Annotated in this window: 19 protein-coding genes and 1 pseudogene; 14 read left to right on the top strand and 6 right to left on the bottom strand. The window is 58.2% G+C overall.

Translation table 11 applies throughout. The features are described from left to right. Positions 1-188 precede the first annotated feature (188 nt). Together S7A_RS17365 and S7A_RS17360 are read left to right on the top strand one after the other, a co-directional pair. Entirely contained in the window at positions 189-1538 is a 1350-nt protein-coding gene (locus S7A_RS17365) for an NCS2 family permease (protein WP_009092587.1), read from the top strand. A gap of 145 nt (positions 1539-1683) precedes the next feature. Next, the gene (locus tag S7A_RS17360) at positions 1684-3333 is read left to right on the top strand and encodes a Na+/H+ antiporter (RefSeq protein WP_009092586.1); all 1650 of its coding nucleotides are present in this window, start codon (positions 1684-1686) and stop codon (positions 3331-3333) included. Positions 3334-3375: 42 nt separating this feature from the next. Here S7A_RS17360 and S7A_RS17355 read toward each other — a convergent pair whose 3' ends face one another. Then, positions 3376-4278: a LysR family transcriptional regulator gene (locus S7A_RS17355; protein WP_009092585.1), complete on the bottom strand. Its 903-nt coding sequence runs from the start codon at positions 4276-4278 to the stop codon at positions 3376-3378. Between the two features lie 102 nt (positions 4279-4380). On the opposite strand from S7A_RS17355, the gene S7A_RS17350 reads away from it, so the two are divergent. The 3 genes from S7A_RS17350 (at position 4381) to S7A_RS17340 (ending at position 6176) form a co-directional block, all read left to right on the top strand. After that, entirely contained in the window at positions 4381-4806 is a 426-nt protein-coding gene (locus tag S7A_RS17350) for a CidA/LrgA family protein (protein ID WP_009092584.1), read from the top strand. After that, positions 4799-5494: an LrgB family protein gene (locus tag S7A_RS17345; protein WP_009092583.1), complete on the top strand. Its 696-nt coding sequence runs from the start codon at positions 4799-4801 to the stop codon at positions 5492-5494. Before S7A_RS17350 ends, S7A_RS17345 begins: the two co-directional genes overlap by 8 nt. A gap of 136 nt (positions 5495-5630) precedes the next feature. Beyond that, entirely contained in the window at positions 5631-6176 is a 546-nt protein-coding gene (locus S7A_RS17340) for a YfaZ family outer membrane protein (protein ID WP_009092582.1), read from the top strand. 78 nt (positions 6177-6254) lie between these two features. On the opposite strand, the gene S7A_RS17335 is transcribed toward S7A_RS17340, so the two are convergent. The 3 genes from S7A_RS17335 to acs form a co-directional block, all read right to left on the bottom strand. Then, positions 6255-7910 carry a cation acetate symporter gene (locus tag S7A_RS17335; RefSeq protein WP_009092581.1) on the bottom strand — a complete coding sequence of 552 codons (1656 nt, stop codon included), beginning with the start codon at positions 7908-7910 and terminating at the stop codon, positions 6255-6257. Beyond that, positions 7907-8236: a DUF485 domain-containing protein gene (locus S7A_RS17330; RefSeq protein ID WP_009092580.1), complete on the bottom strand. Its 330-nt coding sequence runs from the start codon at positions 8234-8236 to the stop codon at positions 7907-7909. Before S7A_RS17330 ends, S7A_RS17335 begins: the two co-directional genes overlap by 4 nt. Positions 8237-8376: 140 nt before the next feature. Then, complete coding sequence (acs, locus tag S7A_RS17325; protein WP_009092579.1) at positions 8377-10332, bottom strand: acetate--CoA ligase; 1956 nt, start codon at positions 10330-10332, stop codon at positions 8377-8379. 585 nt (positions 10333-10917) lie between these two features. Here acs and gltP point away from each other — a divergent pair. The 4 genes from gltP (at position 10918) to S7A_RS17305 (ending at position 16715) form a co-directional block, all read left to right on the top strand. Then, the gene (gene gltP / locus S7A_RS17320) at positions 10918-12219 is read left to right on the top strand and encodes a glutamate/aspartate:proton symporter GltP (protein WP_009092578.1); all 1302 of its coding nucleotides are present in this window, start codon (positions 10918-10920) and stop codon (positions 12217-12219) included. 358 nt (positions 12220-12577) lie between these two features. Further along, positions 12578-13489, top strand: coding sequence for an N-acetylmuramic acid 6-phosphate etherase (gene murQ, locus S7A_RS17315; protein WP_009092577.1), 912 nt, complete (start codon positions 12578-12580; stop codon positions 13487-13489). Beyond that, positions 13489-14943 carry a PTS N-acetylmuramic acid transporter subunit IIBC gene (gene murP / locus S7A_RS17310; protein WP_009092575.1) on the top strand — a complete coding sequence of 485 codons (1455 nt, stop codon included), beginning with the start codon at positions 13489-13491 and terminating at the stop codon, positions 14941-14943. The genes murQ and murP overlap by 1 nt, the downstream gene beginning before the upstream one ends. Positions 14944-15170: 227 nt before the next feature. Next, positions 15171-16715 (top strand): PAS domain-containing methyl-accepting chemotaxis protein, encoded by a 1545-nt coding sequence (locus tag S7A_RS17305; protein WP_009092574.1) that lies wholly within the window; start codon positions 15171-15173, stop codon positions 16713-16715. Here the strand turns inward: S7A_RS17305 and S7A_RS17300 are convergent. Continuing rightward, positions 16712-17689 (bottom strand): AraC family transcriptional regulator, encoded by a 978-nt coding sequence (locus tag S7A_RS17300; protein ID WP_009092573.1) that lies wholly within the window; start codon positions 17687-17689, stop codon positions 16712-16714. The two genes, S7A_RS17305 and S7A_RS17300, sit on opposite strands and share 4 nt — an antisense overlap. Before the next feature lie 104 nt (positions 17690-17793). Between S7A_RS17300 and S7A_RS17295 the strand changes: the two genes are divergently transcribed. The 5 genes and pseudogenes from S7A_RS17295 (at position 17794) to S7A_RS17275 (ending at position 21494) form a co-directional block, all read left to right on the top strand. Next, a complete protein-coding gene (locus S7A_RS17295) occupies positions 17794-18981 on the top strand; it encodes an MFS transporter (protein WP_009092572.1) in 1188 nt (395 codons plus the stop codon). A gap of 212 nt (positions 18982-19193) precedes the next feature. Next, on the top strand, positions 19194-19403 hold the full coding sequence (locus tag S7A_RS17290) for a DUF1471 domain-containing protein (RefSeq protein ID WP_009092571.1): 210 nt from the start codon (positions 19194-19196) through the stop codon (positions 19401-19403). Positions 19404-19602: 199 nt separating this feature from the next. Further along, entirely contained in the window at positions 19603-20655 is a 1053-nt protein-coding gene (locus tag S7A_RS17285; RefSeq protein ID WP_009092570.1) for a YncE family protein, read from the top strand. Between the two features lie 194 nt (positions 20656-20849). Beyond that, a pseudogene (locus S7A_RS17280) lies at positions 20850-21188 on the top strand (type II toxin-antitoxin system RelE/ParE family toxin); the annotation flags it as partial. Positions 21189-21194: 6 nt separating this feature from the next. Next, positions 21195-21494 carry a helix-turn-helix domain-containing protein gene (locus S7A_RS17275; RefSeq protein ID WP_009092569.1) on the top strand — a complete coding sequence of 100 codons (300 nt, stop codon included), beginning with the start codon at positions 21195-21197 and terminating at the stop codon, positions 21492-21494. A gap of 55 nt (positions 21495-21549) precedes the next feature. Here S7A_RS17275 and sbmA read toward each other — a convergent pair whose 3' ends face one another. Then, entirely contained in the window at positions 21550-22791 is a 1242-nt protein-coding gene (sbmA, locus tag S7A_RS17270; RefSeq protein WP_009092568.1) for a peptide antibiotic transporter SbmA, read from the bottom strand. Positions 22792-22909 lie beyond the last annotated feature (118 nt).

Genomic DNA, 22909 nt, shown 5'->3' with positions numbered 1-22909 from the left:
ACTGTGCCGCCAAACGCCGGATAATCGCCTGCCTTTTTATCCGGCCGCCTTTAGCGACCCACACTCTGCGGCAAGGTAAACGTTTGCCTGCCGGGTCCGCCCGGTCAGGGTTACCGTCTACCCGCTTATTCCAGGGACAGCGATGGCCGCAGAGCGATCCACACAACAAAAATTTTTGAGGCTCAATTATGTCAACTGAATCACGCCCGGCCAGTGGAAAACTGGACGCCTGGTTCTCGATCTCGGCGCGAGGCAGCAGCGTGCGTCAGGAAATTCTGGCCGGACTCACCACCTTTCTGGCGATGGTTTACTCCGTAATCGTCGTACCGGTGATGCTGGGCAAAGCCGGTTTCTCCCCGACGGCCGTCTTTGTCGCCACCTGTCTGGTCGCCAGCTTTGGTTCTATCCTGATGGGCTTATGGGCCAATCTGCCGATGGCGATTGGCTGCGCGATCTCGTTAACCGCCTTTACCGCATTCAGCCTGGTGCTGGGTCAGCACATCAGCGTGCCGGTCGCGCTGGGCGCGGTGTTCCTGATGGGCCTGCTCTTTACGCTGATCTCCGTCACCGGTATCCGTGCGTGGATCCTGCGCAACCTGCCGATGGGGGTGGCGCACGGCACCGGCGTCGGAATTGGTCTGTTTCTGCTGCTGATTGCGGCGGATGGCGTGGGCCTGGTCGTTAAAAATCCGGCTCCCGGCCTGCCGGTCGCCCTGGGCCACTTCACCACCTTTCCGGTGATGATGACGCTGCTGGGTCTGGCGGCGATTATCGGGCTGGAGAAGCGCCGGGTGCCGGGCGGCATCCTGCTGACGATTATCGCTATTTCACTGCTGGGACTGATCTTTGACCCGGCGGTGACGTATCACGGGCTGTTTGCGCTGCCTGACCTGCGTGATGCGCAGGGACAGTCGCTGCTGTTCAGCCTCGATATCATGGGTGCCCTGCAGCCGGTGGTGCTGCCGAGCGTGCTGGCACTGGTCATGACGGCGGTCTTTGATGCCACCGGCACCATTCGCGCCGTGGCGGGGCAAGCCAATCTGCTGGATAAGCAGGGCCAGATCATCAATGGCGGCCGTGCCCTGACCTCGGACTCTGTCAGCAGCCTGTTCGCCGGTCTGGTCGGCGCGTCGCCGGCGGCAGTCTATATCGAGTCGGCGGCGGGAACGGCGGCGGGCGGTAAAACGGGTCTGACCGCCATTGTGGTCGGCCTGCTGTTCCTGGCCATTCTGTTTATGTCGCCGCTGGCTTACCTGGTACCGGCATACGCCACGGCACCTGCCCTGATGTATGTGGGTCTGCTGATGCTGAGCAACGTGGCAAAAATCGACTTCGCTGATTTTGTTGATGCGATGTCGGGTCTGTTAACGGCGGTGATCATCGTGCTCACCTGCAACATCGTGACCGGCATCATGATTGGGTTTGCCAGCCTGGTAGTGGGCCGTCTCTTCGCGGGCGAATGGCGCAGGCTCAACGTCGGCACCGTCGTGATTGCCGTTGCGCTGGTGGCGTTTTATGCCGGAGGCTGGGCGATCTGACTGCTGAACCGGACGTGTAACAACGCGTCCGGAATTTTTCACTTTTTTCCTCCTCGTCGCACGCGTAGCTGACACCCTTCATCGCCGTTTGTTTTACACTTTATCGCTTAACCAATGACTGAAAGAAACGACGCCTAAGGAAAGCATGGAAATCTTTTTTACTATTCTCATCATGACGCTGGTCGTGTCGCTCTCCGGCGTCGCGGCCCGCATTCTCCCTTTTCAGATCCCGTTACCCCTTGTCCAGATCGCCGCTGGTGCGCTGCTGGCCTGGCCGACGTTTGGTCTGCATGTCGACTTTGATCCGGAACTGTTTCTGGTGCTGTTCATCCCGCCGCTGCTGTTCGCGGATGGCTGGAAGACGCCGATCAGTGAGTTCCTGCATCACGGTCGTGAAATTATCGGCTTAGCGCTGGCGCTGGTGCTGATTACCGTAATTGGTATCGGCTATCTCATCTACTGGATGGTGCCAGGTATCCCGCTGATCCCCGCTTTTGCACTGGCGGCGGTACTGTCGCCCACCGACGCCGTGGCGCTCTCCGGCATCGTCGGCGAAGGCCGCATCCCTAAAAAGATTATGTCGATCGTTCAGGGTGAAGCACTGATGAACGACGCGTCGGGCCTGGTGTCGCTGAAGTTTGCCGTGGCTGTCGCCATGGGCACCATGGTCTTTACCTGGGGCGGCGCGAGCATCGAATTCCTGAAAGTCGCCGTCGGTGGTCTGGTGGCGGGTGTAGCGGTCTGCTGGCTCTACGGGAAATCGCTGCGCCTGCTCAGCCGCTGGAGCGGTGACGACCCGGCGACCCAGACCGTTCTGCTGCTGCTGCTGCCGTTCGCCTCTTACCTGATTGCCGAACATCTGGGTGTGTCAGGCATCCTGGCAGCCGTGGCGGCCGGTATGACCATCACCCGCTCCGGCATTATCCGTCAGGCTCCGCTGGCGATGCGTCTGCGCGCCAACAGCGTCTGGCAGATGCTGGAGTTTGTCTTTAACGGCATGGTCTTCCTGATGCTTGGCCTGCAGTTACCGGACATTCTGCAGACCTCGGTTGACCAGGCGCAGGCCGATCCCAACGTCGAACTCTGGATGCTGTTCGCTGATATCGCGCTGGTCTATCTGGCGCTGATGCTGGTGCGTTTCGGCTGGCTGTGGATTATGCAGCGCTTCAGCAAACGCCTGCTGAAGAAGAAGCCGCTGGAGTTCTCTAACTATTCGCTGCGCGAACTGCTGATCGCCTCTTTTGCCGGTGTCCGCGGTGCGATTACCCTGGCGGGTGTGCTCTCCATTCCCCTGTTCCTGAGCAATGGCGAACCCTTCCCGGCGCGTTATGAACTGGTGTTTATTGCGACCGGGGTGATTCTGTTCTCGCTGCTGGTGGGCGTGGTGATCCTGCCGATTCTGCTGCGCGGCATCGATACCATCGACAAGGGTGCGCATCGCCGCGAACTGCAGAACGCCCGTGCCGTCATGGCCGGAGCCGCGATTGAGAGCCTGCACAAAATGGAAGAGCGGCTGGAGAAGGAGTCGGAAGAGAATATCGATCCGGAGCTGCTGAAAGAGGTGAGCCTGCGGGTGATTGGCAACTTACGTCGTCGCGCCGAAGGGAAGAACGACCTCGAACATGCGCTGTTCGCTGAAAACCTGGAGCGTCGCTTCCGCCTGACCGGGCTGCGCGCCGAACGCGCCGAGGTCTATCATCTGCGCGCTACTCAGCAGATCTCCAATGAGACGATGCAGAAATTACTGCACGACCTGGACCTGCTGGAAGCGCTGCTGATCGAAAAAGAGGAGTAATCCGCAACGGGCGCGTCTGCGATAACGCGGCGCGCCCGCCTGCTACACCGACAGACGCGGCGGCTGATCCGGCCAGTGCTCGCGACAGCACGCTATCCACGCCTGCGCACTGCGCGACAGATAACTGCCTTCCCGCCAGATCAGACCCAGACTCCATTTCAGCTCCGACTCCAGCGGCAGCCACAATAAAGAGTGCTTATCCAGCCGCTGACAGATCGGCTCCGGCAGAATCGCCAGCCCCATTTCCGCCTGCACCATCGCCGCCAGAAAATCCCACTGGCCGCTGCGCACCGCTATCGTCGGCGTCAGACTGAGCCGCTGAAACGCCTGCATCAGCTGCCGGTTCAGCGAAAACTCCTCGTTGAAAATCAGCAGCGGATGCTGCGCCAGTTCAGCCAGTCCAATCTGCTGGCGGCCAAGCCACGCCGGATGCCGGGGCAGCAGCACGCAGAGCGGATGGTGCATCAGGGGCAGGGTGTTCAGCGGCAGCCCGGCGTCAACCGGCAGGGCGGTCAGCGCGATGTCCAGAGTGCCCGCCAGCACCGCCTGCTGGACGGTCAGCCCGCCAAACTCCGAAATTTTCAGCGCCACACCCGGATAGCGGCGGCGAAACGCAGAGATCGATCCGGCTATCTGCATCCCGACCATCGGTGGAATGCCGAGCCGCAGCTCACCGGTTTTCAGCTCGTTGATGTCACCGATCTCTGCTTCCAGCTGATGAAACTCCTGCAGGATCGCCAGCCCGCGCTGATAGACCGCCTGTCCGCTGTCGGTAAGATGCAGGCGACGGCCATCACGCAGAAGCAGCGTACAGCCCAGCTCCTCCTCCAGCTGGCGCAGCATTTTGCTGATGGTCGGCTGCGTCACAAACAGCTTCTGTGCCGCTCGGGTAAAGCTCTGCTGGCGAACCACTTCAGTAAAGTAACGCAGGGCACGGACATCCATAACTATTCCTTTCAGGCATGATTGCGATAATTTTAATTCATTTTTTTCACCTTCTGTCGGCGATTTATACTGGTGCGGTGAATTTAATCGGGAGAGAAGGGTATGGCGTTAGCACTCACACCACGCAGTCACCGCGCAGCGCAATGGCTGAGTCTGCCGCTGCAGCTGGGGTTCTATATCGGTCTGTTTATCGCCTGCGACCGGCTGGTGACGTGGCTGCATCTGCCGTTGCCTGCCAACATCGTCGGCATGCTGCTGCTGCTGGCATTGATCGTGACGCGCGTCGTGCCGCTCAACTGGGTGAAAGCGGGGTCACGCTGGCTGCTGGCCGAGATGCTGCTGTTCTTCATTCCGGCCGTGGTTGCGGTGGTCAACTATGGCGATCTGCTGCGGATCGACGGCTGGCGCATCTGCGTGGTGATCGGCGTCAGTACCGTGCTGGTGCTGGCTTCCACCGCCTGGGTCGTGGATCGGCTTTATCAGTATGAAGTCGCGCGCGCCGCGCGTAAGCAGGGCCCCCATGCGTGATATTCTGCTCAGCCTGCTCTGTGTGGCGGTAACCCTGCTGGTCTATGCGCTGAATAAACGGCTCTACCGGCGCTGGCGGACGCTGCTGCTGATGCCCCTGGTCATGACGCCGCTGGTGCTGGTGGCGCTGCTGCTGCTGACGCACATCAGCTGGCAGGATTACATCGCTGAAAACCACTGGCTGCTGTGGCTGCTGGGGCCCGCCACGCTGGCCTTCGCCGTGCCGGTGTATGAGAACGTGGCGATTATTAAGCGTCACTGGCTGTCGCTGAGCGCGGGCGTCTTGACCGCCACGCTGATGGCCGTCTGCAGTTCCGTCTGGCTGGCGCGGCTGCTGACGTTACCGGAGTCGATTCAGCGCAGCCTTGCCGTTCGCTCCATCACCACCCCCTTTGCGCTGGCCGCCGCGGGGCCGATTGGCGGACAGCCCGATCTGGTGGCGCTGTTTGTGGTGATCACTGGCGTGTTTGGCATGGCGGTGGGTGACGTCCTGTTTCTGCGCATTGCCATTAAGCAGGGCGTAGCGAAAGGCGCGGGACTGGGCGCAGCATCGCACGGTGCCGGAACGGCACGTGCTTATCAGCTTGGGCAGCAGGAGGGCGTTGTCGCCAGCCTGGTGATGATGCTTTCTGGCGTGGTGACCGTGGTTCTGGCTCCGCTGATTGGACACCTGATGTGGACGATATAGTCTACACTGCTCTGCGCAGGCGACTCTCCTGACCGCGACACGTATTTTTACGTAAAGTTTTCCGGATAATGTTGTCTCCGTTTTTCAGGCTGTTAACCTTGCGGCCGAATTAATTGTCCTTTCACGGAGTGGAATCATGTTTAAGCAACTTGTTACCGGGAGCGCCCTCGGGCTGGTTTTACTGAGCGGTGCCGCTCAGGCAATCGAAGGCAGTGTTGATGTCAGTGAACACAACACCAACCTGAATCTGGGGCTGGGCACCACCACGCCGGGGCTGTTTCTGAAGGGTAACTGGCTGCGTAGCGATCATGACGGCAGCACCTACGGTGCCGGTCTGGGTTACAACGTCGATTTCGGGCCGCTGCGTCTGGCGCCGACCGCAAAAGCGATCTTCACCCATCCTGAAGATGGAAAAGATGGATTTGCGGTGGCGCTGGGTGGTGCAGCACACTACAGCCTGAACAGCATGTGGGGCCTGTATGGCGAATATTACTATGCGCCGGAGTCCTTCACCGATCAGCTGGACAGCTACCAGGAAGCGGCGGGCGGCCTGAGCTTCACGCCGGTCTCACTGCTTAACCTGCGCGTGGGTTATCAGTACATCGAGCTGAACAACAAAGATGGACGCAAAGATAACGTGCTGGTCGATGGTCCTTATGTCGGGGCTTCACTGCGTTTCTGATGCGCGACATGAAAGAAAAGGGCGGCTGATTGAGCCGCCCTTTTTTTATGGCCTGTTTCTGCCCGTTTCAGAGGGCAATCAGTGCGCTTTACCCTGTTCAATACCGGTGCCGGTCTGCGAGCGAATGAACTGCGCCCGGAAGCGCGAACGCTCTTCTGCACCCTGCGGCGAATGGTCGGTAATCGAGAAGATCCAGATGCCTACAAAGGCCACGATCATCGAGAACAGCGCCGGATACTCATACGGGAAGATCGGTGTGGCGTTGCCCAGCACCTGCACCCACACCGTCGGGCCGAGGATCATCAGGATCACCGCAGTCAGCAGACCGAGCCAGCCGCCCACCATCGCGCCGCGCGTGGTGAGTTTTGACCAGTACATCGACAGCAGGATGATCGGGAAATTACAGCTGGCCGCAATGGAGAAGGCCAGCCCGACCATAAAGGCGATGTTCTGCTTCTCAAACAGAATACCCAGCGCAATCGCCACCACGCCCAGCGCCAGCACGGTGATTTTAGAGACCCGCAGTTCATCCTTTTCGCTGGCCTGACCTTTACGGTAAACGCTGGCGTAGAGATCGTGCGACACCGCCGACGCGCCTGCCAGGGTTAAGCCCGCCACCACCGCCAGAATCGTGGCAAAAGCGACCGCAGAGATAAAGCCGAGGAAGGTGCTGCCGCCCACCGCATTCGCCAGGTGCACCGCCGCCATGTTGTTACCGCCTATCAGCGCACCCGCCGCATCTTTAAACGCCGGATTCGCGCCGACCAGCAGAATGGCCCCAAAGCCAATAATGAAGGTCAGGAAGTAAAAGTAACCCATGAAGCCGGTAGCCCAGAAGACGCTTTTCCGCGCCTCTTTAGCATCGGCCACGGTGAAGAAGCGCATCAGAATGTGTGGCAGGCCAGCCGTACCAAACATCAGCCCTAAGCCCAGTGACAGCGCCGAAATGGGATCTTTGACCAGTCCGCCAGGCTGCATAATCGCGGCGCCCTTAGGATGAACCGCCATCGCTTCGGTGAAAAGCGTATTAAAGCTGAAACCGGTCGCCTTCATGACCATTACCGCCATAAAGGTGGCGCCAAACAGCAGCAGCACCGCTTTGATGATCTGCACCCAGGTGGTGGCGAGCATGCCGCCAAACAGCACATACATCACCATCAGAATGCCGACCAGAATCACCGCCACATGGTAGTTAAGACCAAACAGCAGCTGGATCAGCTTCCCGGCCCCCACCATCTGTGCAATCAGGTAAAGCGCCACCACCACCAGCGAACCGCAGGCGGAGAGGATGCGGATCGGCATCTGCTTAAGACGATAGGAGGCGACATCCGCAAAGGTATAGCGACCCAGGTTGCGCAGCCGTTCGGCGATCAAAAACAGAATCATCGGCCAGCCGACCAGGAAGCCGAGCGAGTAGATCAGCCCGTCATAACCGGAGGTGTAAACCAGCGCCGATATCCCCAGGAACGACGCCGCGGACATAAAGTCTCCCGCCATCGCCAGACCGTTCTGGAAGCCGGTGATGTTGCCGCCCGCGGTGTAGTAGTCATTGCGTGAACGGGTTCGTCTGGAGGCCCAGTAAGTAATCCCCAGCGTGGCCCCGACGAAAATCATAAACATGATGATCGCCTGATAGTTGGTTGCCTGACGCTGCACGGCACCGGTTATCGCATCGGCGGCCAGCGCGGAGAAGGGCAGCATCAGGGCCAGCAGCCATAAGGTGAGTCGGGTCATGATTTCACCTCGCTGAGGATCGCTTTGGTTAAACGGTCAAACTCCCCGTTGGCGCGCCAGACATAGACGCCGGTCAGCAGAAAGGAGACCACAATCAGCCCGACACCAATCGGGATACCGCGGGTCACGTTGGTGCCGGCGTGCAGCGGCGTACCGAGCCAGCCGGGCGCGAACGCAATCAGCAGAATAAAACCGACATAGAGCACCAGCATAATCAGCGACAGCAGCGTCGCGAACGCCTGGCGTTTACGGACTAGCTCATGAAAACGGGGATTACGTTCAATCTGTTGATTGATTGCATCCTGACTCGAAAGGGCGTCATTCATCACATTTTCTCCAGAGGTCTTGCAGGGGAGAACCTCGCGTCAGGACGCGGATTCAGCTGGTTATAATATTTGTGACTACCGAAACAGACTGCGTGGGGCGAGGGTGGCGGGAAGCGATCTTCCCGCCGGACAGCGTGCGCTTAAGGCATGTTGATGGACTGTTTCTCCTCAAGCAGTTTTTCTACGACGCCAGGATCGGCGAGCGTGGAGGTATCACCCAGATTGCTGGTGTCGCCGGTGGCAATTTTGCGCAGAATACGGCGCATGATTTTGCCGGAGCGGGTTTTCGGCAGAGAGTCCGTCCAGTGCAGCACATCCGGCGTGGCTATCGGGCCGATCTCTTTGCGTACCCACTGGCGGACTTCGGTGTAAAGCTCCGGTGACGGCTCCTCGCCGTGATTCAGCGTGATATAGGCATAAATCGCCTGACCTTTGATGCTGTGCGGAATGCCCACCACCGCGGCTTCGGCAATTTTCGGGTGCGACACCAGCGCCGACTCAATTTCGGCAGTGCCGAGCCGGTGACCGGAGACATTGAGTACGTCATCAACGCGGCCGGTGATCCAGTAGTAGCCATCCTCATCGCGACGGGCACCGTCACCACTGAAGTAGGCATTTTTAAAGGTGGAAAAATAGGTCTGCTCGAAACGGTCGTGATCGCCAAAGAGCGTTCGCGCCTGTCCGGGCCAGGATTCCGTGATCACCAGGTTGCCTTCGCAGGCACCTTCCTGAGGCTGACCTTCGTTGTCTACCAGCGCGGGCTGCACCCCGAAGAACGGCCGGGTGGCGGAACCGGCTTTCAGCTCGGTTGCACCCGGCAGCGGGGTGATCATGAAGCCGCCGGTTTCGGTCTGCCACCAGGTGTCCACAATCGGGCAGCGGCTGTTGCCGATTTTCTGGTAGTACCACTCCCAGGCTTCCGGGTTGATCGGCTCACCGACCGAACCCATGATGCGCAGCGTACTGCGGTCAGTGTTCGCTATCGCCTTATCGCCTTCCGCCATCAGCGCACGGATAGCCGTGGGCGCGGTATAGAGCAGGGTCACTTTATGTTTATCGACCACTTCCGCCATGCGGCTCGGTGTGGGCCAGTTCGGCACCCCTTCAAACATCAGCGTGGTTGCGCCACAGGCCAGCGGGCCATAGACCAGATAGCTGTGACCGGTGACCCAGCCGACATCGGCGGTGCACCAGTAGATATCATCCTGATGGTAATCAAAGACAAACTTAAAGGTGGTCGCCGCATAGACCAGATAGCCGCCCGTGGTGTGCAGTACCCCTTTGGGTTTGCCGGTGGAGCCGGAGGTATAGAGGATAAACAGCGGATCTTCTGCACCCACTTCGGCTGGGGAGTGGTTGGTGCTGGCGTTCTGCATCAGGTCATGCCACCACCGATCGCGGCCTTCCACCCAGCCCACCTCTTTACCGGTGCGCCGGAAGACCACCACGTTCTTCACGCTGGTGACGGCAGGATTTTTTAATGCGTCATCGACATTTTTCTTCAGCGGGATGCTGCGGCCGGCGCGGATCCCTTCATCTGCGGTGATCACCAGCGAGGCACTGGAGTCGACGATACGGCCCGCTACCGCCTCCGGCGAGAAGCCGCCAAAAATCACCGAGTGAACGGCCCCGATACGCGCACAGGCCAGCATCGCCACCGCCGCTTCCGGCACCATCGGCATATAGATCGCCACCACATCGCCTTTTTTCACCTCCAGCAGCTCCAGCACGTTGGCGAAGCGACAGACTTCAGCATGCAGCTGGCGGAAGGTCAGGGTTTTGCTCTCGCTGGCGTCGTCGCCTTCCCAGATAATGGCCGGGTGGTCGCCGCGCGTGGCGAGATGACGGTCAAGGCAGTTTGCCGCCAGGTTCAGCGTGCCATCTTCGTACCAGCGAATGCTGATGTTACCCGGTGCAAACGAGCAGTTTTTCACTGTGCTGTAGGGCTTAATCCAGTCAAGGATTTTGCCCTGTTCGCCCCAGAAACTGTCCGGGTCGTCGACAGAGTGCTGATACATCGCCTGATACTGTTCTGCTGTGATCAGGGCATTCGCTGCAATGTTCTCTGGAACAGGATGTTTGTGGTTTTGGCTCATGGCGGATCTCCTTGAAGATGTTAATGATATGTCAATCAATAGTTAATTGAAGCCTGCCCTGAGCCTTTGTTTCTTTTTTGCGCCACAGATCACGGGATATTTCTTCGCCGCCTGAGCAGGAGGCTATCCCGATATTTCTGCTGGATAAGCCGAAGGGGATAAGGGCGACAGGCATGACCTTTTGACACTCACCCTGAATAAAAAGCAAGCAAACGCGCCGGGAGCCTTTTTAACCGCTCCTGCATAGCTATGCGTAAATTCATCGAAGTAATACTTTTCATAACAGCAGGTTAGGGTTTTTCAGCGTCAGCAGCACTTTATGCTACTCAGGTGGTGAACTTTTAATCGGATCCGCCAGGGGTTGCATTTACCACAGTGAAAATGGTACTTATCTCGCCCCTGTTCTGCAGGTATCAACTCAGACCGCGTCTGAAAATGGGTATGGGAATCGTCAGATTTTCATACGAGGCGCTGTTTCAAGACACCCTCTAATTTACCGGGCTTTTTGCTCACTCCCTGTGTGTATCGTCTTCTGCACCTTCGCAGCAGAGAAAAAACGGGTTTTGACTGAGGAAATGACACGTTATGAAAGGTTTTAAAATCAGCCTGGCCTGGCAGATTCTGACAGCCCTTGTGCTTGGTATCATTGTGGGCGCTGTGTTGCATAATCAGCCAGACAATCGTGAATGGTTAGTCACCAACATTCTCAGTCCGGCAGGCGATATCTTCATTCATCTCATCAAGATGATTGTGGTACCGATTGTGATTTCATCCCTGGTGGTCGGCATTGCCGGCGTAGGTGATGCAAAGAAGCTGGGACGCATCGGCGTCAAAACGATTCTCTACTTTGAAGTGATCACCACCCTTGCCATTGTGGTCGGTATTACGCTGGCCAACGTATTTCAACCCGGCACCGGCATCGATATGTCAACGCTGGCAACGGTGGACATCTCTAAATATGAAGCGACAACGGCAGAGGTGCAGGGCGGTCCGCACAGCCTGGTTGCCACCATTCTGTCGCTGATCCCGCAGAACATCTTCGCCTCAATGGTGAAGGGCGACATGCTGCCGATTATCTTTTTCTCGGTGCTGTTTGGCTTAGGCCTCTCGTCTCTGCCGTCAGAACAGCGCGATCCGCTGGTGAACCTGTTCCGTGGCATCTCTGAAACGATGTTTAAAGTCACGAACATGATCATGCGCTATGCGCCGGTAGGGGTGTTTGCGCTGATTGCGGTGACGATTGCCAACTTCGGCTTTGCCTCGCTCTGGCCGCTGGCCAAGCTGGTGCTGCTGGTTTACGTGGCGATTCTCTTCTTCGCCTTCGTGGTACTGGGCGGCGTGGCGCGTCTCTGCAAGCTGCGGATCACCACCCTGATGCGTATCCTGAAAGATGAGCTGATCCTCTCTTACTCCACCTCCAGTTCGGAAACCGTGCTGCCACGCATCATGGAGAAGATGGAAGCCTACGGCGCGCCGAAAGCGATCACCAGCTTTGTGGTGCCGACCGGCTATTCATTTAATCTCGATGGTTCAACGCTTTATCAGAGCATCGCGGCCATCTTTATCGCGCAGCTCTATGGCATTGACCTGTCACTGACCGACGAGATTGTGCTGGTGCTGACGCTGATGGTGACCTCGAAAGGGATCGCCGGCGTGCCGGGCGTGTCGTTCGTGGTGCTGCTGGCCACCCTGGGCAGCGTCGGCATTCCGCTGGAAGGCCTGGCGTTTATCGCTGGTGTTGACCGCATCATGGACATGGCGCGTACCGCACTGAACGTGGTCGGTAACGCGCTGGCGGTGCTGGTGATTTCCCGCTGGGAAAACCAGTTCGATGCAGAACAGGCGAAGGCGTACGAGCTGCAGCTGCGGACGCAGACCGCAGGCTGATCGTTCTCGTTCACGCAGAAAGGGCTCAACGAAAGTTGGGCCCTTTTTTTATGTGGCTTAGTTCATACCGGGTCGATAGGGCAGATGTCCGGCTAAAACTTCTTTTCAAACAGCAGTAAAACAGCCTGAGGGAAGAAAATGTTCACCTGACGAGTAAAGCGTCCCACGCCAGGGACGGCGTGGGGCGAGCGTCATGGATGACGAATGCGTCTTTACGATCAGGTGAACCTTTTCTGACCGGCTCCGATTTGACAACGACGCCACTCACATCCAGTGAAAAAAGATCTCCCCCAGCGAATTAATCATTCTTTATAATGTTTTCCAGTTTGAATAATTTATTCCTTTTGCGGAGCCCGCCATGAAACTCGACCTCAGCCAGATGATTACCGAAGGCCGCAACCCGGCCAGCCAGAACATTGATGAACTCTCCACCGAAGCGATGCTGCGCGTCATTAATGATGAAGATAAAAAGGTCGCGCTGGCGGTTGAGGCTATCCTGCCGCAGATCGCTGCCGCCGTTGACGCCATCTGCGCCGCCTTCCGGGCCGGTGGACGACTGATCTACTGCGGCGCAGGCACCTCCGGACGGCTCGGTATTCTGGACGCCAGCGAATGCCCGCCCACCTTTGGCACCCCCCGCGAACAGGTTATCGGCCTGATCGCCGGTGGCCATACCGCCATCCTGCAGGCGGTTGAAAACGCCGAAGATAACCGGGAGCAGGGCGCGCAGGATCTGAAAGATATCCACTTCAGCCGCCACGATATCCTGGTCGGTATCGCCGCCAGCGGTCGCACCCCTTACGTGCTGGGTGCGCTGGCTTACGCGAACGAACTTGGCGCGACCACCGTGGCGCTCACCTGTAATCCAAACAGCGCCATGGCACAGGTTGCCGCGATTGCGCTCACCCCGGTGGTCGGCCCGGAGATTGTCACCGGCTCTTCCCGCATGAAAGCGGGCACGGCGCAGAAACTGGTGCTCAACATGCTTACCACCGGCGCGATGATCCGCAGCGGAAAGGTCTACGGCAATCTCATGGTGGATGTGGAAGCCACGAATCAGAAGCTGGTTCAGCGCCAGGTCAACATCGTCATGCAGGCCACGGATTGCGATGACGCCACGGCCCGCGCCGCGCTCACCGCCTGCGGCGGACACTGCAAAACGGCCATCCTGATGGTGCTGGCCGGACTGGACGCCGATGAGGCAAAAGCGCTGCTCAGCCAGCATCAGGGCTTTATCCGCCAGGCTCTGCAGGCAGCGGGAGCACGCTGATGGCCAGCATCACCGTAGCACTGCTGCGCGATATCCTGCAGGCGGTCGGCGGCGCGCGCAATATCGCAGCCTGCGGCCACTGCATGACGCGGCTGCGGCTGACGCTCAATCAGGCCGGGCAGGCCGATCTGCCACGCCTGAAAAGCCTGCCGGGCGTGCTGGGCGTCATCGACAGTGAGGCGCAGCTTCAGATTGTCCTCGGTCCGGGGAAAGCGCAGACCGCCGCGGAAGGGATGCAGCGCCTGCTGTCACAGGAGGATATCTCGCCACCTCCGCGCCAGCAGACGGCGGATCTGGCGCAGCGGACGGCGGAGCAGAAGCAGCAGCTCAGGGCGAAACAGACCCACGGCGTTCACCAGTTTCTGTCGCGTTTTGCCACCATTTTTACCCCGCTGATTCCGGGCTTTATCGGCGCGGGCCTGCTGCTCGGTTTTGCCACGCTGATTGAGCAAAGCCTCCACCTTAATGCGCCCGGCGACCATGCGCCCTGGCTGCTGCACACCGTGGCGTACATGAAAGTGTTCGGCAAAGGGCTGTTCACCTTTCTCAGCATCCTGATTGGCTACAACGCGCAGAAAGCCTTTGGCGGCAGCGGCGTCAATGGTGCCATCATCGCCTCGCTGTTTGTGCTGGGCTATGTGCCCACTGCCACCACGGGTTACTACAGCGGGATGGAGAGCTTCTTTGGCCTCAGCATCGATCCGCGCGGCAACATTATCGGGGTATTGATGGCGACGATTATCGGGGCTTGGATTGAGAAACAGCTGCGCCGCATCATTCCCGATAATTTCGATATGATCCTCACTTCGCTGTTTACGCTGGTGATCACTGGCGCCATCACCTATCTGCTCATCATGCCGCTGGGCGGTGAACTGTTCAGAGGGATGTCCTGGCTGTTCATCCATCTCAACAATAATCCCTTTGGCTGTGCTCTGCTGGCCGGGCTGTTCCTGATTGCGGTGATGTTCGGCATCCATCAGGGCTTTATTCCGGTCTACTTTGCGCTGATGGAAAGCCAGGGCTTTAACTCCCTGTTTCCGATTCTGGCAATGGCGGGGGCCGGGCAGGTCGGTGCAGCACTGGCGCTGTGGTATAGAGCGGAGAAGGGGGCGCTGCTGCGGGCGCAGATCAAAGGTGCCATTGTGCCGGGCCTGCTGGGTGTCGGTGAACCTCTGATCTACGGCGTCACCCTGCCGCGCCTCAAGCCCTTCATCACAGCCTGTGGGGGCGGAGCGCTGGGCGGTTTCTTTATCGGACTGGTGGCGTGGCTGGGATTACCGGTGGGGATGAATACGGTATTCGGGCCATCCGGTCTGGTCACGCTGCCGCTGATGACGTCCGGACAGGGGATCTTCGCCGGGATGGCGGTCTATCTGGCCGGGCTGATGGTCGCCTGGACCGGCGGGTTTCTGCTGACCTGGTGGTTCGGCACCCGCAATGTTGACCTCAGCTGACGGACTGCCGGAATTCTGAAATCCGGCTAACGGATGAATAATCACCCAAAAATGTGAAAGCCGCTGCAAAGTGGCTTTTTTCGCGGCAGAAATTTAACGGAAACGCTAAAGAGAGTACAGACGCATGCCGAAAACATAAAAAAAGGTAATCGTTATCTCTCAGCCCACCGTTTTCCCGCTGACAGTTAAGCTGTTGCGGGCAGAAGGTAGGTCTTCAAGGATTTTTGATGCGTAACAACCAGCCTGTCTCTCAGCGTGAATATCTGTTCGACGATCATGCGACACTGATGTCCACCACCGATCTCAACAGCCACATCACCTACGCCAACGACGCCTTCATCGAAGCGAGCGGATTCACCGCCGACGAGATCAACGGCCAGCCGCACAATATGGTGCGCCATCCCGACATGCCGCCGGAAGCCTTTGCTGACATGTGGGCGACGCTGAAGCAGGGCGAGCCCTGGACCGCGCTGGTCAAGAACCGACGCAAAAATGGCGATCACTACTGGGTGCGGGCCAATGCCATTCCGGTCGTGCGCGACGGCAAAGTGCAGGGTTATATGTCGGTGCGCACCAAACCCACCCCGGAAGAGGTGCGTCAGAGCGAAGCGCTCTATCAGGATTTTCGTGAAGGCCGCGCCAGAGGGCGACGTTTTCACAAAGGCCTGCTGGTGCGCAGCGGCTGGGGGCGACCCGCCTCATTGCTGAAGACGCTGCCCCTGCGCTGGCGGATCCGTAGCACCCTGCTGGCACTGCTGCCCCTGTCGGTGGCGGGTACCTGGGCGCTGGGTATGACACCGGCGGCCCTGGCCGGTTTTGCTGCCGGTATGGCCGCTCTTCTGACACTCAGCAGCCTGTGGCTGGAGCAGCAGATCTCCCGCCCGATCGAACGGATGTGTCAGCAGGCCCTGCGCGTGGCGACCGGAGCCAGCCATCAGGTTGAGCAGATGGATCGCGTGGATGAGGTGGGCGTGACGCTGCGCGCCATCGGTCAGCTCGGCCTGATGTTCCGCTGGCTGGTGGATGATGTCAGCGGCCAGGCGATCAACGTCTTAAGCGCCAGCGACGCTATCGCCCGCAGCAATAACGAACTGAGTCGTCGCACCGAGCAGGCGGCCGCCAACGTGCAGCAGACGGCGGCCACCATGAACGAAATGACCGCGACGGTGAAGAGTAATACGGAAACCGCGCATGAGGTGAATACCCTCTCTGCCGACACCAGCAGTGCGGCGAGCAAAGGCGGTGAGGTGATGAGCGAGATGATGGAGATGATGGGTGAAATCGCCGACAGCTCGAAGCGAATTGCCAATATTACCAGCGTGATCGACGGTATTGCCTTCCAGACCAACATCCTGGCGCTGAACGCGGCCGTGGAAGCGGCACGGGCCGGTGAACAGGGCAAAGGCTTTGCGGTGGTAGCGGGTGAGGTGCGCAGCCTGGCGCAGCGCAGCGCCAAAGCGGCCAGTGAGATTAAAATGCTGGTCGAGACCAGCGCTGGCCGGGTCAAATCGGGCAATGAACATGCCAGCGCGGCAGGCCGGACCATGCAGGATATCGTGTCGCAGGTGCAGAATGTCACGACACTGATTGCCCAGATCAGTGCCGCCACCGCCGAGCAGGCCACCGCACTCAGTGAGGTGAGCTCAGCGGTGGAAGATCTTGATGACATTACCCATCAGAACGCCGCGCGCGTATCGGAAAGCGCCGAGGCGTCGGGTCGCATGACCCATCAGGCAAACCGTCTGGTGGAGGCGATCAGCGTATTCCGCTAAGCGGCAGATGAGGCGGTCAGCGCCTGCGTGCCTTCGCGTCCGGCCCGCAGCGCGCCTGGCGACTGACCGACGATGCGTTTAAAGGCGCGGCTGAACGCTGCAATCGAGCCGTAGCCGAGATGGTAAGCCACGGCTTCCACCGCTTCGCCATTGTTCACAATCCGCTGCACCGCCAGCCGCATCCGCAGTTCGGTCAGATAACGTAACGGCGTCATGCCGGTGGCGTTGAGAAAACGGCCGGCAAACACCGAACGCGAACAGCCCGCCACGCTGGCCAGCCGCGCGACCGTCCAGTTTTCGCCTGGCTCCCGGTGCATGGCGGCAATCGCCTGACTCAGCCGCGGATCGCGCATCGCCTGCACCAGCCCGCTCTGCTGGCCGCAACCGTTCTCCACCCAGCCGCGCACAATCAGCGCGGCAACCACGTCTGCCAGACGCGACAGAATACCGGCAAATCCCGCCTGCCGGGTGCGCGACTCCCGCTCCATCGCCGCCAGGATCGGCTGAATCTCCGGATACTGCGACAGCAGGGTACTCACCAGCATCACATCCGGCATGGTATTGATCAGCGGCTGCATGCCGCCCAGTTCAAATGCCATACAGGCGCTGAACAGCAGCACGCTGTGCTCATCCTCACCGGCATCCTCCGGGGCGGCGATGGCGCAGACGCTGTCGCAGATTGGCTTGCTCGTCATATTTTTCACACACAGGCAGGCCACCTCCTCGCCGGAGATCAGGCTGTGCGGTTTACCGTGCGGCACCAGCAGCGCATCGCCGCTGTGAAGCGGAAACACCTCACCGGAGGCGCTGCGCACCAGCAGTGAGCCGCGGCCGACAAAGTGAAACTGCGCCCGGCCCGGTGCGTGATCGAAGCGCAGCCCGAACGGTGCGCTTACGGCGATACGCTGATAGTTGACGCCATAAAGGCGCATCCCCATCAACAGCTCGCTGGTCAGGTCTCCATAGTGGCTCATGCGATTCCAGACGAATTATCAAAAATGAAGGTGTAAGCATCATAGATCGTCCTGACGCCTCACTCTATGCTCTCTCACACTTTTTTATCTTCCGGAGAAGCAGCATGAGTCTGACAACCGAAGTGGCTGATGAGGTTTCCTCGCCGACCCACCCCGCGTGGGGCGCAGTTTTTGCTATGGCGTTTGGGGTATTCAGCCTGATTACCGCCGAATTTTTACCCGTGAGTCTGCTGACGCCCATGGCGCACAGCCTCGGCGTTTCAGAAGGGCAGGCGGGACAGACCGTCACCATTACCGCCCTGGTGGCGCTGTTTACCAGCCTGGTGACCGGCAGCGTCACGCGGCGTATCGATCGCCGCATCGTGATGCTGGTTTTCTCACTGCTGCTGATCGCCTCAGCGCTGATGGTGGCGTTTGCCGGCGATCTGACGGTGATATTGCTGGCGCGCGTGTTGCTGGGGATGGCGATAGGTGGCTTCTGGACGCTCTCAACCGCCATCACCATGCGTCTGGTGCCTGTCGATCAGGTACCGCGGGCGCTCTCCATCGTCTTCAGCGGGATCTCGCTGGCGACGATTATCGCCACGCCGCTTGGCAGCTACCTCGGTGGCCTGGTGGGCTGGCGCAACATCTTTATGCTGACCGCCGGGCTGGGCGCAATGGCGCTGCTGTGGCAGTTCTTTACCCTCCCCGCCATGCCGGCAGAGAACAAAGCCCGCAGCGGCGGCGTACTGACCCTGCTGCGGATCGGCGTGATGCGCTGGGGCATGCTGGCCGTGATCATGATGTTCACCGGCCACTTCGCCTTCTTTACCTATCTGCGCCCTTTCCTGGAAGGTGTGGCGCAGTTCAACCTTAACCAGCTGTCGCTGGCGCTGCTGGCCTTTGGTGTGGCGAACTTCTTTGGCACCTCGCTGGCCGGTTTTCTGGTGACCCGCAGCGTGTCGCTGACGCTGAGCGGGATGGCGTTGCTGATGAGCCTGACCGCGCTGCTGCTGGTGACTTTTGGCGGGGTCAGCTGGATAGTGGGAGCGGGCGTGGCGATCTGGGGCATGGCGTTTGGTTCGATGCCTACCGGCTGGTCAACCTGGATTTCGCGCGCGGTGCCGGATGATGCAGAATCGGGCGGTGGTCTGCTGGTCGCCACGATTCAGCTGGCGATAACTGTCGGCGCGGCGGCGGGCGGCTGGATGTTCGATCTGCGCGGCGCTGGCGGCGTATTTGTTGCCAGCGGGGTACTGCTGCTGCTGGCTGCACTGACCATCTTCAGCCGGGTCCGGCACCACGGTTAATCTTCTGCAGGCAGCGGATTATGCTGCCTTTACTTTTATGAGTGGGTGATTAACCTTTTGAGCGATAACTGTACGATGCGTGCTTTTTATGTTCAGTTTTTCTGAAAGAGATAAGCAAAACCCTCCGCTTTTTCCTGATCAACTTCCGGACTATTATTTCTATCAACAAGGCAACACGCCTTACCTGATAAAAATCAACCGAGGAATTGACCATGAAATCTATCAAAACTTTTGCAGCTGTTATCGCGCTTTCTGTTCTGCCATTCGCCAGCTTCGCGCAATCTGTGACCGCCATCGACTCTACGCTGGATGGTGCTGAAGCGAAAATTGCTGCGCAGGCTCAGGAAGCTGGTGCTTCATATAAAATCACCGAAGCTTACACCAACAACGGTGTGCACATGACCGCTGAGCTGCTGAAATAATCTCTCTGCCCTCCCATGCTGACAGGACGCCTCCGGGCGTCCTGGCGGCGTTTCTGCGTGAATAATCCTGTCCCTTTCCTTCCGAAATAATTACTATTCTCAAAAACAAGATTGTCTCTGGCTGCTGGTCAGCTGTTTCTGGTTGCAATGTCGGGCTTTCATTTCACTGCGTCTGCGGTGAATTCACTCTGGAGAAGTTATGAAAGCGAATACCAATACGCGCCGGACGCTGCGTCCGCTGTTACTGGCTACGGCCCTGTTTTCTGCGTCAGGATGGCTGGCTGTGCAGGCAGAAGATCTGAATCAGGCGGTGGGCAAAGGGGTCTATGAACTGGCCGTCAGCCCGAAGGAGAAGGCGCTGTTCGTGGCGACAGCACAAAACAGCAGCGGCGAGGGCGGTACCGTGTTTCGTCTCGATCCCGCGACGCTGGCGGTGCAGAAGTCGATCGCCACGCCGCTGAAATCGTTTGGCGCGGCCCTTAACCCGCAAACCAACGTGCTCTATATCGGTAATACGCTTGACGGTTCAGTAACCGCGATTGATGCCAGCAGCGGCAACATCCTCAACACGCGGGTGCTGGATGGCCGCAAGCGCAGCGAAACCGTGCGTCCGTTGCAGCCGCGTCAGGTGGCAGTAGATGTGAAAACTAACCGCGTCTATATCACCGGGCTGGGGCCGCAGAGCGTGGTGTGGGTCGTGGATGGCAGTTCGCTGAAACTGATCAGCACGATCCCGAACACCGGCAAAATGGGCACAGGCCTGGCAGTGGATTCAGCCGCGCAGAAGGTGTACGTCACCAATGCGGATGGCGAGCTGGTGACCATTAACGCGCGCACCAATGCCGTTGAGAAAAAACAGAAGATTGATGGCGATAAAGCGCACTTCTTCCTGAACATTGCGCTGGATACGCGCGGTCAGCGTGCCTTCCTGAGTGATTCAAAGCAGGCTCAGGTGCTGGTGGTTGATCTGCGTAGCCAGCAGGTCATACAGCGGATTGCCGTTCCGGAATCGCTGGCGGTGCTGTTCAATCCGGATCGCGATGAGCTCTATGTCACCCATCGCAAAGCGGGCGAGGTCAGCATCATCGACGCCCGCACCTATCAGGTTAAACGTACCGTAAAAACGCCGGCCCTGCCGAACAGTCTGGCGCTCTCAGCGGATGGCAACGTGCTTTATGTCAGCGTGAAGCAGCCAGGCTCGCGCAAGGCGCCGCCAGCGAATCCTGATAGCGTGATGCGCATTACTCTGTAAGGAACGCTCTTTGCGGGGAGGTAAACGGTTTTACCGCCGCGCTGTGTCACCGGAAAAGCCACTCTCACGGGTGGCTTTTTGTATTGAAAAGCACGCTTTTGGCCAGGACATGTCGCGGTTATAGGGCAACACTTGCCCTTATAGCGAATAAGCTATAGTATGGTTTATAGCTTATTCGCTATAAGGATGTTGCGATGTGGGATATCGATACAACCCATCTCTTTGACGAGTGGTTTGAGACCCAGACTGAGGCGCTGAAGGAGGATATGCTCGCCGCGATGATTATCCTTTCCGAGTATGGTCCTCAATTAGGAAGGCCGTATGCTGATACGGTAGACGACTCTGACTTTCCAAATATGAAAGAATTAAGAGTGCAGCATCAGGGCAATCCGATTCGAGCCTTCTTCGCGTTTGATCCTGCTCGCCGTGGCATTGTGTTATGTGCTGGCGATAAAACCGGGGTTAAAGAAAAAAGATTCTATAAAGAGATGATCAAACTGGCAGATGCTGAATTCCGAAAACACCTGAAAAGAGGGGAAATGGCTAATTTAAAAGAGCTGATGGCAAAGCAAAGCCCGGAAAGTCGTGAGCGTATTGCCGAAAAAGTGGACGAAATGCGGCAGGTTATTGCCCTGAACATGTTGCGGGAAGAACTTAACCTATCCCAGACAGAGATGGCGCGAGCCATGGGGGTGAAGCAGCCAACCATTGCCAGAATGGAGCAGGCTGACAACGATCCACGCCTTTCTACTCTGAAGCGTTACGTTACAGCTCTGGGAGGCGAGATAAGTATTGATGTCAGACTGCCGACAGGAAAAAGAATTGCTTTTGACCTTTGAATAAAAAAAGCCACTTGTCAGAGTGGCTTTTTCGCCTCAATAAAGCGCCTGTGCGCTACACATCCTCTGACGCTTCGCGCATCATCTCGTCGTGCGGCACATCATCCAGAATCTGCTCGAAGCTGCGCAGACGTTTGTAGATGGACATCAGTTCAATCAGCGTCGACCAGGAGGCGATCAGATACTGGAACGAGCCGCGCACCTGATCAAACACGTTGGTGATCTGATTGAGTAAGCCCAGCGTGATGGTGCCCGCCACAATCGAGGGAAACAGCAGGAACAGACCAAACACGTTATCGACCTGCAGATAGAGAATGCGGGTGATGTTGAAGTAGAGATAGTGAAAGTAGAGACGGAAGTAGTTAACCCGCACCCGACTGAACAGCTCCTGCACCGTCTGTGGCCCGGCGCGATCGGCATTATCTTCGCCGTAGACCAGCTCTTTACGGTAGGCGGCTTCGACCCGCTGGTTGCGGAACTCCAGCCCAGGCAGTTTAATCCCGACCAGCGCCAGTAAACCTGTACCAAACACCGACCAGAGCACCGCGGCAATCACCAGCGCGTAAGGGATATTACCGAGGAACGGAATATCTTTAACGTGATGGGAGAGCGCCACCAGTACCGGCAAAAATGCCACCAGCGTCATGATCGCCTGAATAAAACTGACGCCCCAGTTTTCCAGCGTGGTCGCAAAGCGCATGGTGTCTTCCTGCACACGCTGTGCGGCACCTTCAACATGGCGCAGCCGCTGCCAGTTGTGCATGTAATAGTTATTCATGGCGGTACGCCAGCGGAAAACCCAGTGGCTGATAAAGAACGAATTGAGTACGCCAATCACCACCGCGATTAATGCGATGCCGAGAAAAGCCACAACCTGGTGGTAAAACTCAGCAATCTGCACCGATCCCGCTTTTGTCAGCGCTTTCTGGATCAGATCGTAAAACGGGCCATACCAGGCGTTGATGGCGACTCCGACCTGGACACCAAACCAGGTGACAAAGATGATCAGTGCCGATCCCCAGACTGACCAGCGTTGCCACGGATGCGAGTCGATCACCCGCCACGCCACGGCAAAAATGGCGACCATTATCCAGTAATAGAGATAGAACCAGATCTGACTCGCCGCGATAAAACGCGCTGCGGTCGTCGGCAGGGGCGCTTTGATGGCGGTTTCGAACATGGGCCACATGCCTGGCAACTGCTCAGCAAAACCAAACCAGGCAAAAATAGCGACTAAACTCCAGACGGCCGCTGAGCTGAAAAACAGCGCTGGCCGCGGAAAAAAAGACTTAAACATAGGCACTCCGCTGTTGTGTGTGGTCTTTTATAACGTTTTGGTTGCTTGCTGTCTGTAGTCTGTTGTTTCTGCTCATGACAGGGCAGGGATGAATGTTAATGAAATTGTGCGGTTTTGT

This window comes from Pantoea sp. Sc1, from assembly GCF_000255315.1.
In the GTDB taxonomy this organism is placed as follows: domain Bacteria; phylum Pseudomonadota; class Gammaproteobacteria; order Enterobacterales; family Enterobacteriaceae; genus Pantoea; species Pantoea anthophila.
The sequence above is the reverse complement of the archived record's forward strand: the minus strand, read 5'-3'. Positions and strand labels throughout refer to the sequence as shown.

Bases quoted from the DNA above. Each gene is read 5' to 3' on its own strand.
- S7A_RS17365 (WP_009092587.1), top strand. From the start codon at position 189: ATGTCAACTGAATCACGCCCGGCCAGTGGAAAACTGGACGCCTGGTTC.
- S7A_RS17360 (WP_009092586.1), top strand. From the start codon at position 1,684: ATGGAAATCTTTTTTACTATTCTCATCATGACGCTGGTCGTGTCGCTC.
- S7A_RS17355 (WP_009092585.1), bottom strand. From the start codon at position 4,278: ATGGATGTCCGTGCCCTGCGTTACTTTACTGAAGTGGTTCGCCAGCAG.
- S7A_RS17350 (WP_009092584.1), top strand. From the start codon at position 4,381: ATGGCGTTAGCACTCACACCACGCAGTCACCGCGCAGCGCAATGGCTG.
- S7A_RS17345 (WP_009092583.1), top strand. From the start codon at position 4,799: ATGCGTGATATTCTGCTCAGCCTGCTCTGTGTGGCGGTAACCCTGCTG.
- S7A_RS17340 (WP_009092582.1), top strand. From the start codon at position 5,631: ATGTTTAAGCAACTTGTTACCGGGAGCGCCCTCGGGCTGGTTTTACTG.
- S7A_RS17335 (WP_009092581.1), bottom strand. From the start codon at position 7,910: ATGACCCGACTCACCTTATGGCTGCTGGCCCTGATGCTGCCCTTCTCC.
- S7A_RS17330 (WP_009092580.1), bottom strand. From the start codon at position 8,236: ATGAATGACGCCCTTTCGAGTCAGGATGCAATCAATCAACAGATTGAA.
- acs (WP_009092579.1), bottom strand. From the start codon at position 10,332: ATGAGCCAAAACCACAAACATCCTGTTCCAGAGAACATTGCAGCGAAT.
- gltP (WP_009092578.1), top strand. From the start codon at position 10,918: ATGAAAGGTTTTAAAATCAGCCTGGCCTGGCAGATTCTGACAGCCCTT.
- murQ (WP_009092577.1), top strand. From the start codon at position 12,578: ATGAAACTCGACCTCAGCCAGATGATTACCGAAGGCCGCAACCCGGCC.
- murP (WP_009092575.1), top strand. From the start codon at position 13,489: ATGGCCAGCATCACCGTAGCACTGCTGCGCGATATCCTGCAGGCGGTC.
- S7A_RS17305 (WP_009092574.1), top strand. From the start codon at position 15,171: ATGCGTAACAACCAGCCTGTCTCTCAGCGTGAATATCTGTTCGACGAT.
- S7A_RS17300 (WP_009092573.1), bottom strand. From the start codon at position 17,689: ATGAGCCACTATGGAGACCTGACCAGCGAGCTGTTGATGGGGATGCGC.
- S7A_RS17295 (WP_009092572.1), top strand. From the start codon at position 17,794: ATGAGTCTGACAACCGAAGTGGCTGATGAGGTTTCCTCGCCGACCCAC.
- S7A_RS17290 (WP_009092571.1), top strand. From the start codon at position 19,194: ATGAAATCTATCAAAACTTTTGCAGCTGTTATCGCGCTTTCTGTTCTG.
- S7A_RS17285 (WP_009092570.1), top strand. From the start codon at position 19,603: ATGAAAGCGAATACCAATACGCGCCGGACGCTGCGTCCGCTGTTACTG.
- S7A_RS17275 (WP_009092569.1), top strand. From the start codon at position 21,195: ATGGCTAATTTAAAAGAGCTGATGGCAAAGCAAAGCCCGGAAAGTCGT.
- sbmA (WP_009092568.1), bottom strand. From the start codon at position 22,791: ATGTTTAAGTCTTTTTTTCCGCGGCCAGCGCTGTTTTTCAGCTCAGCG.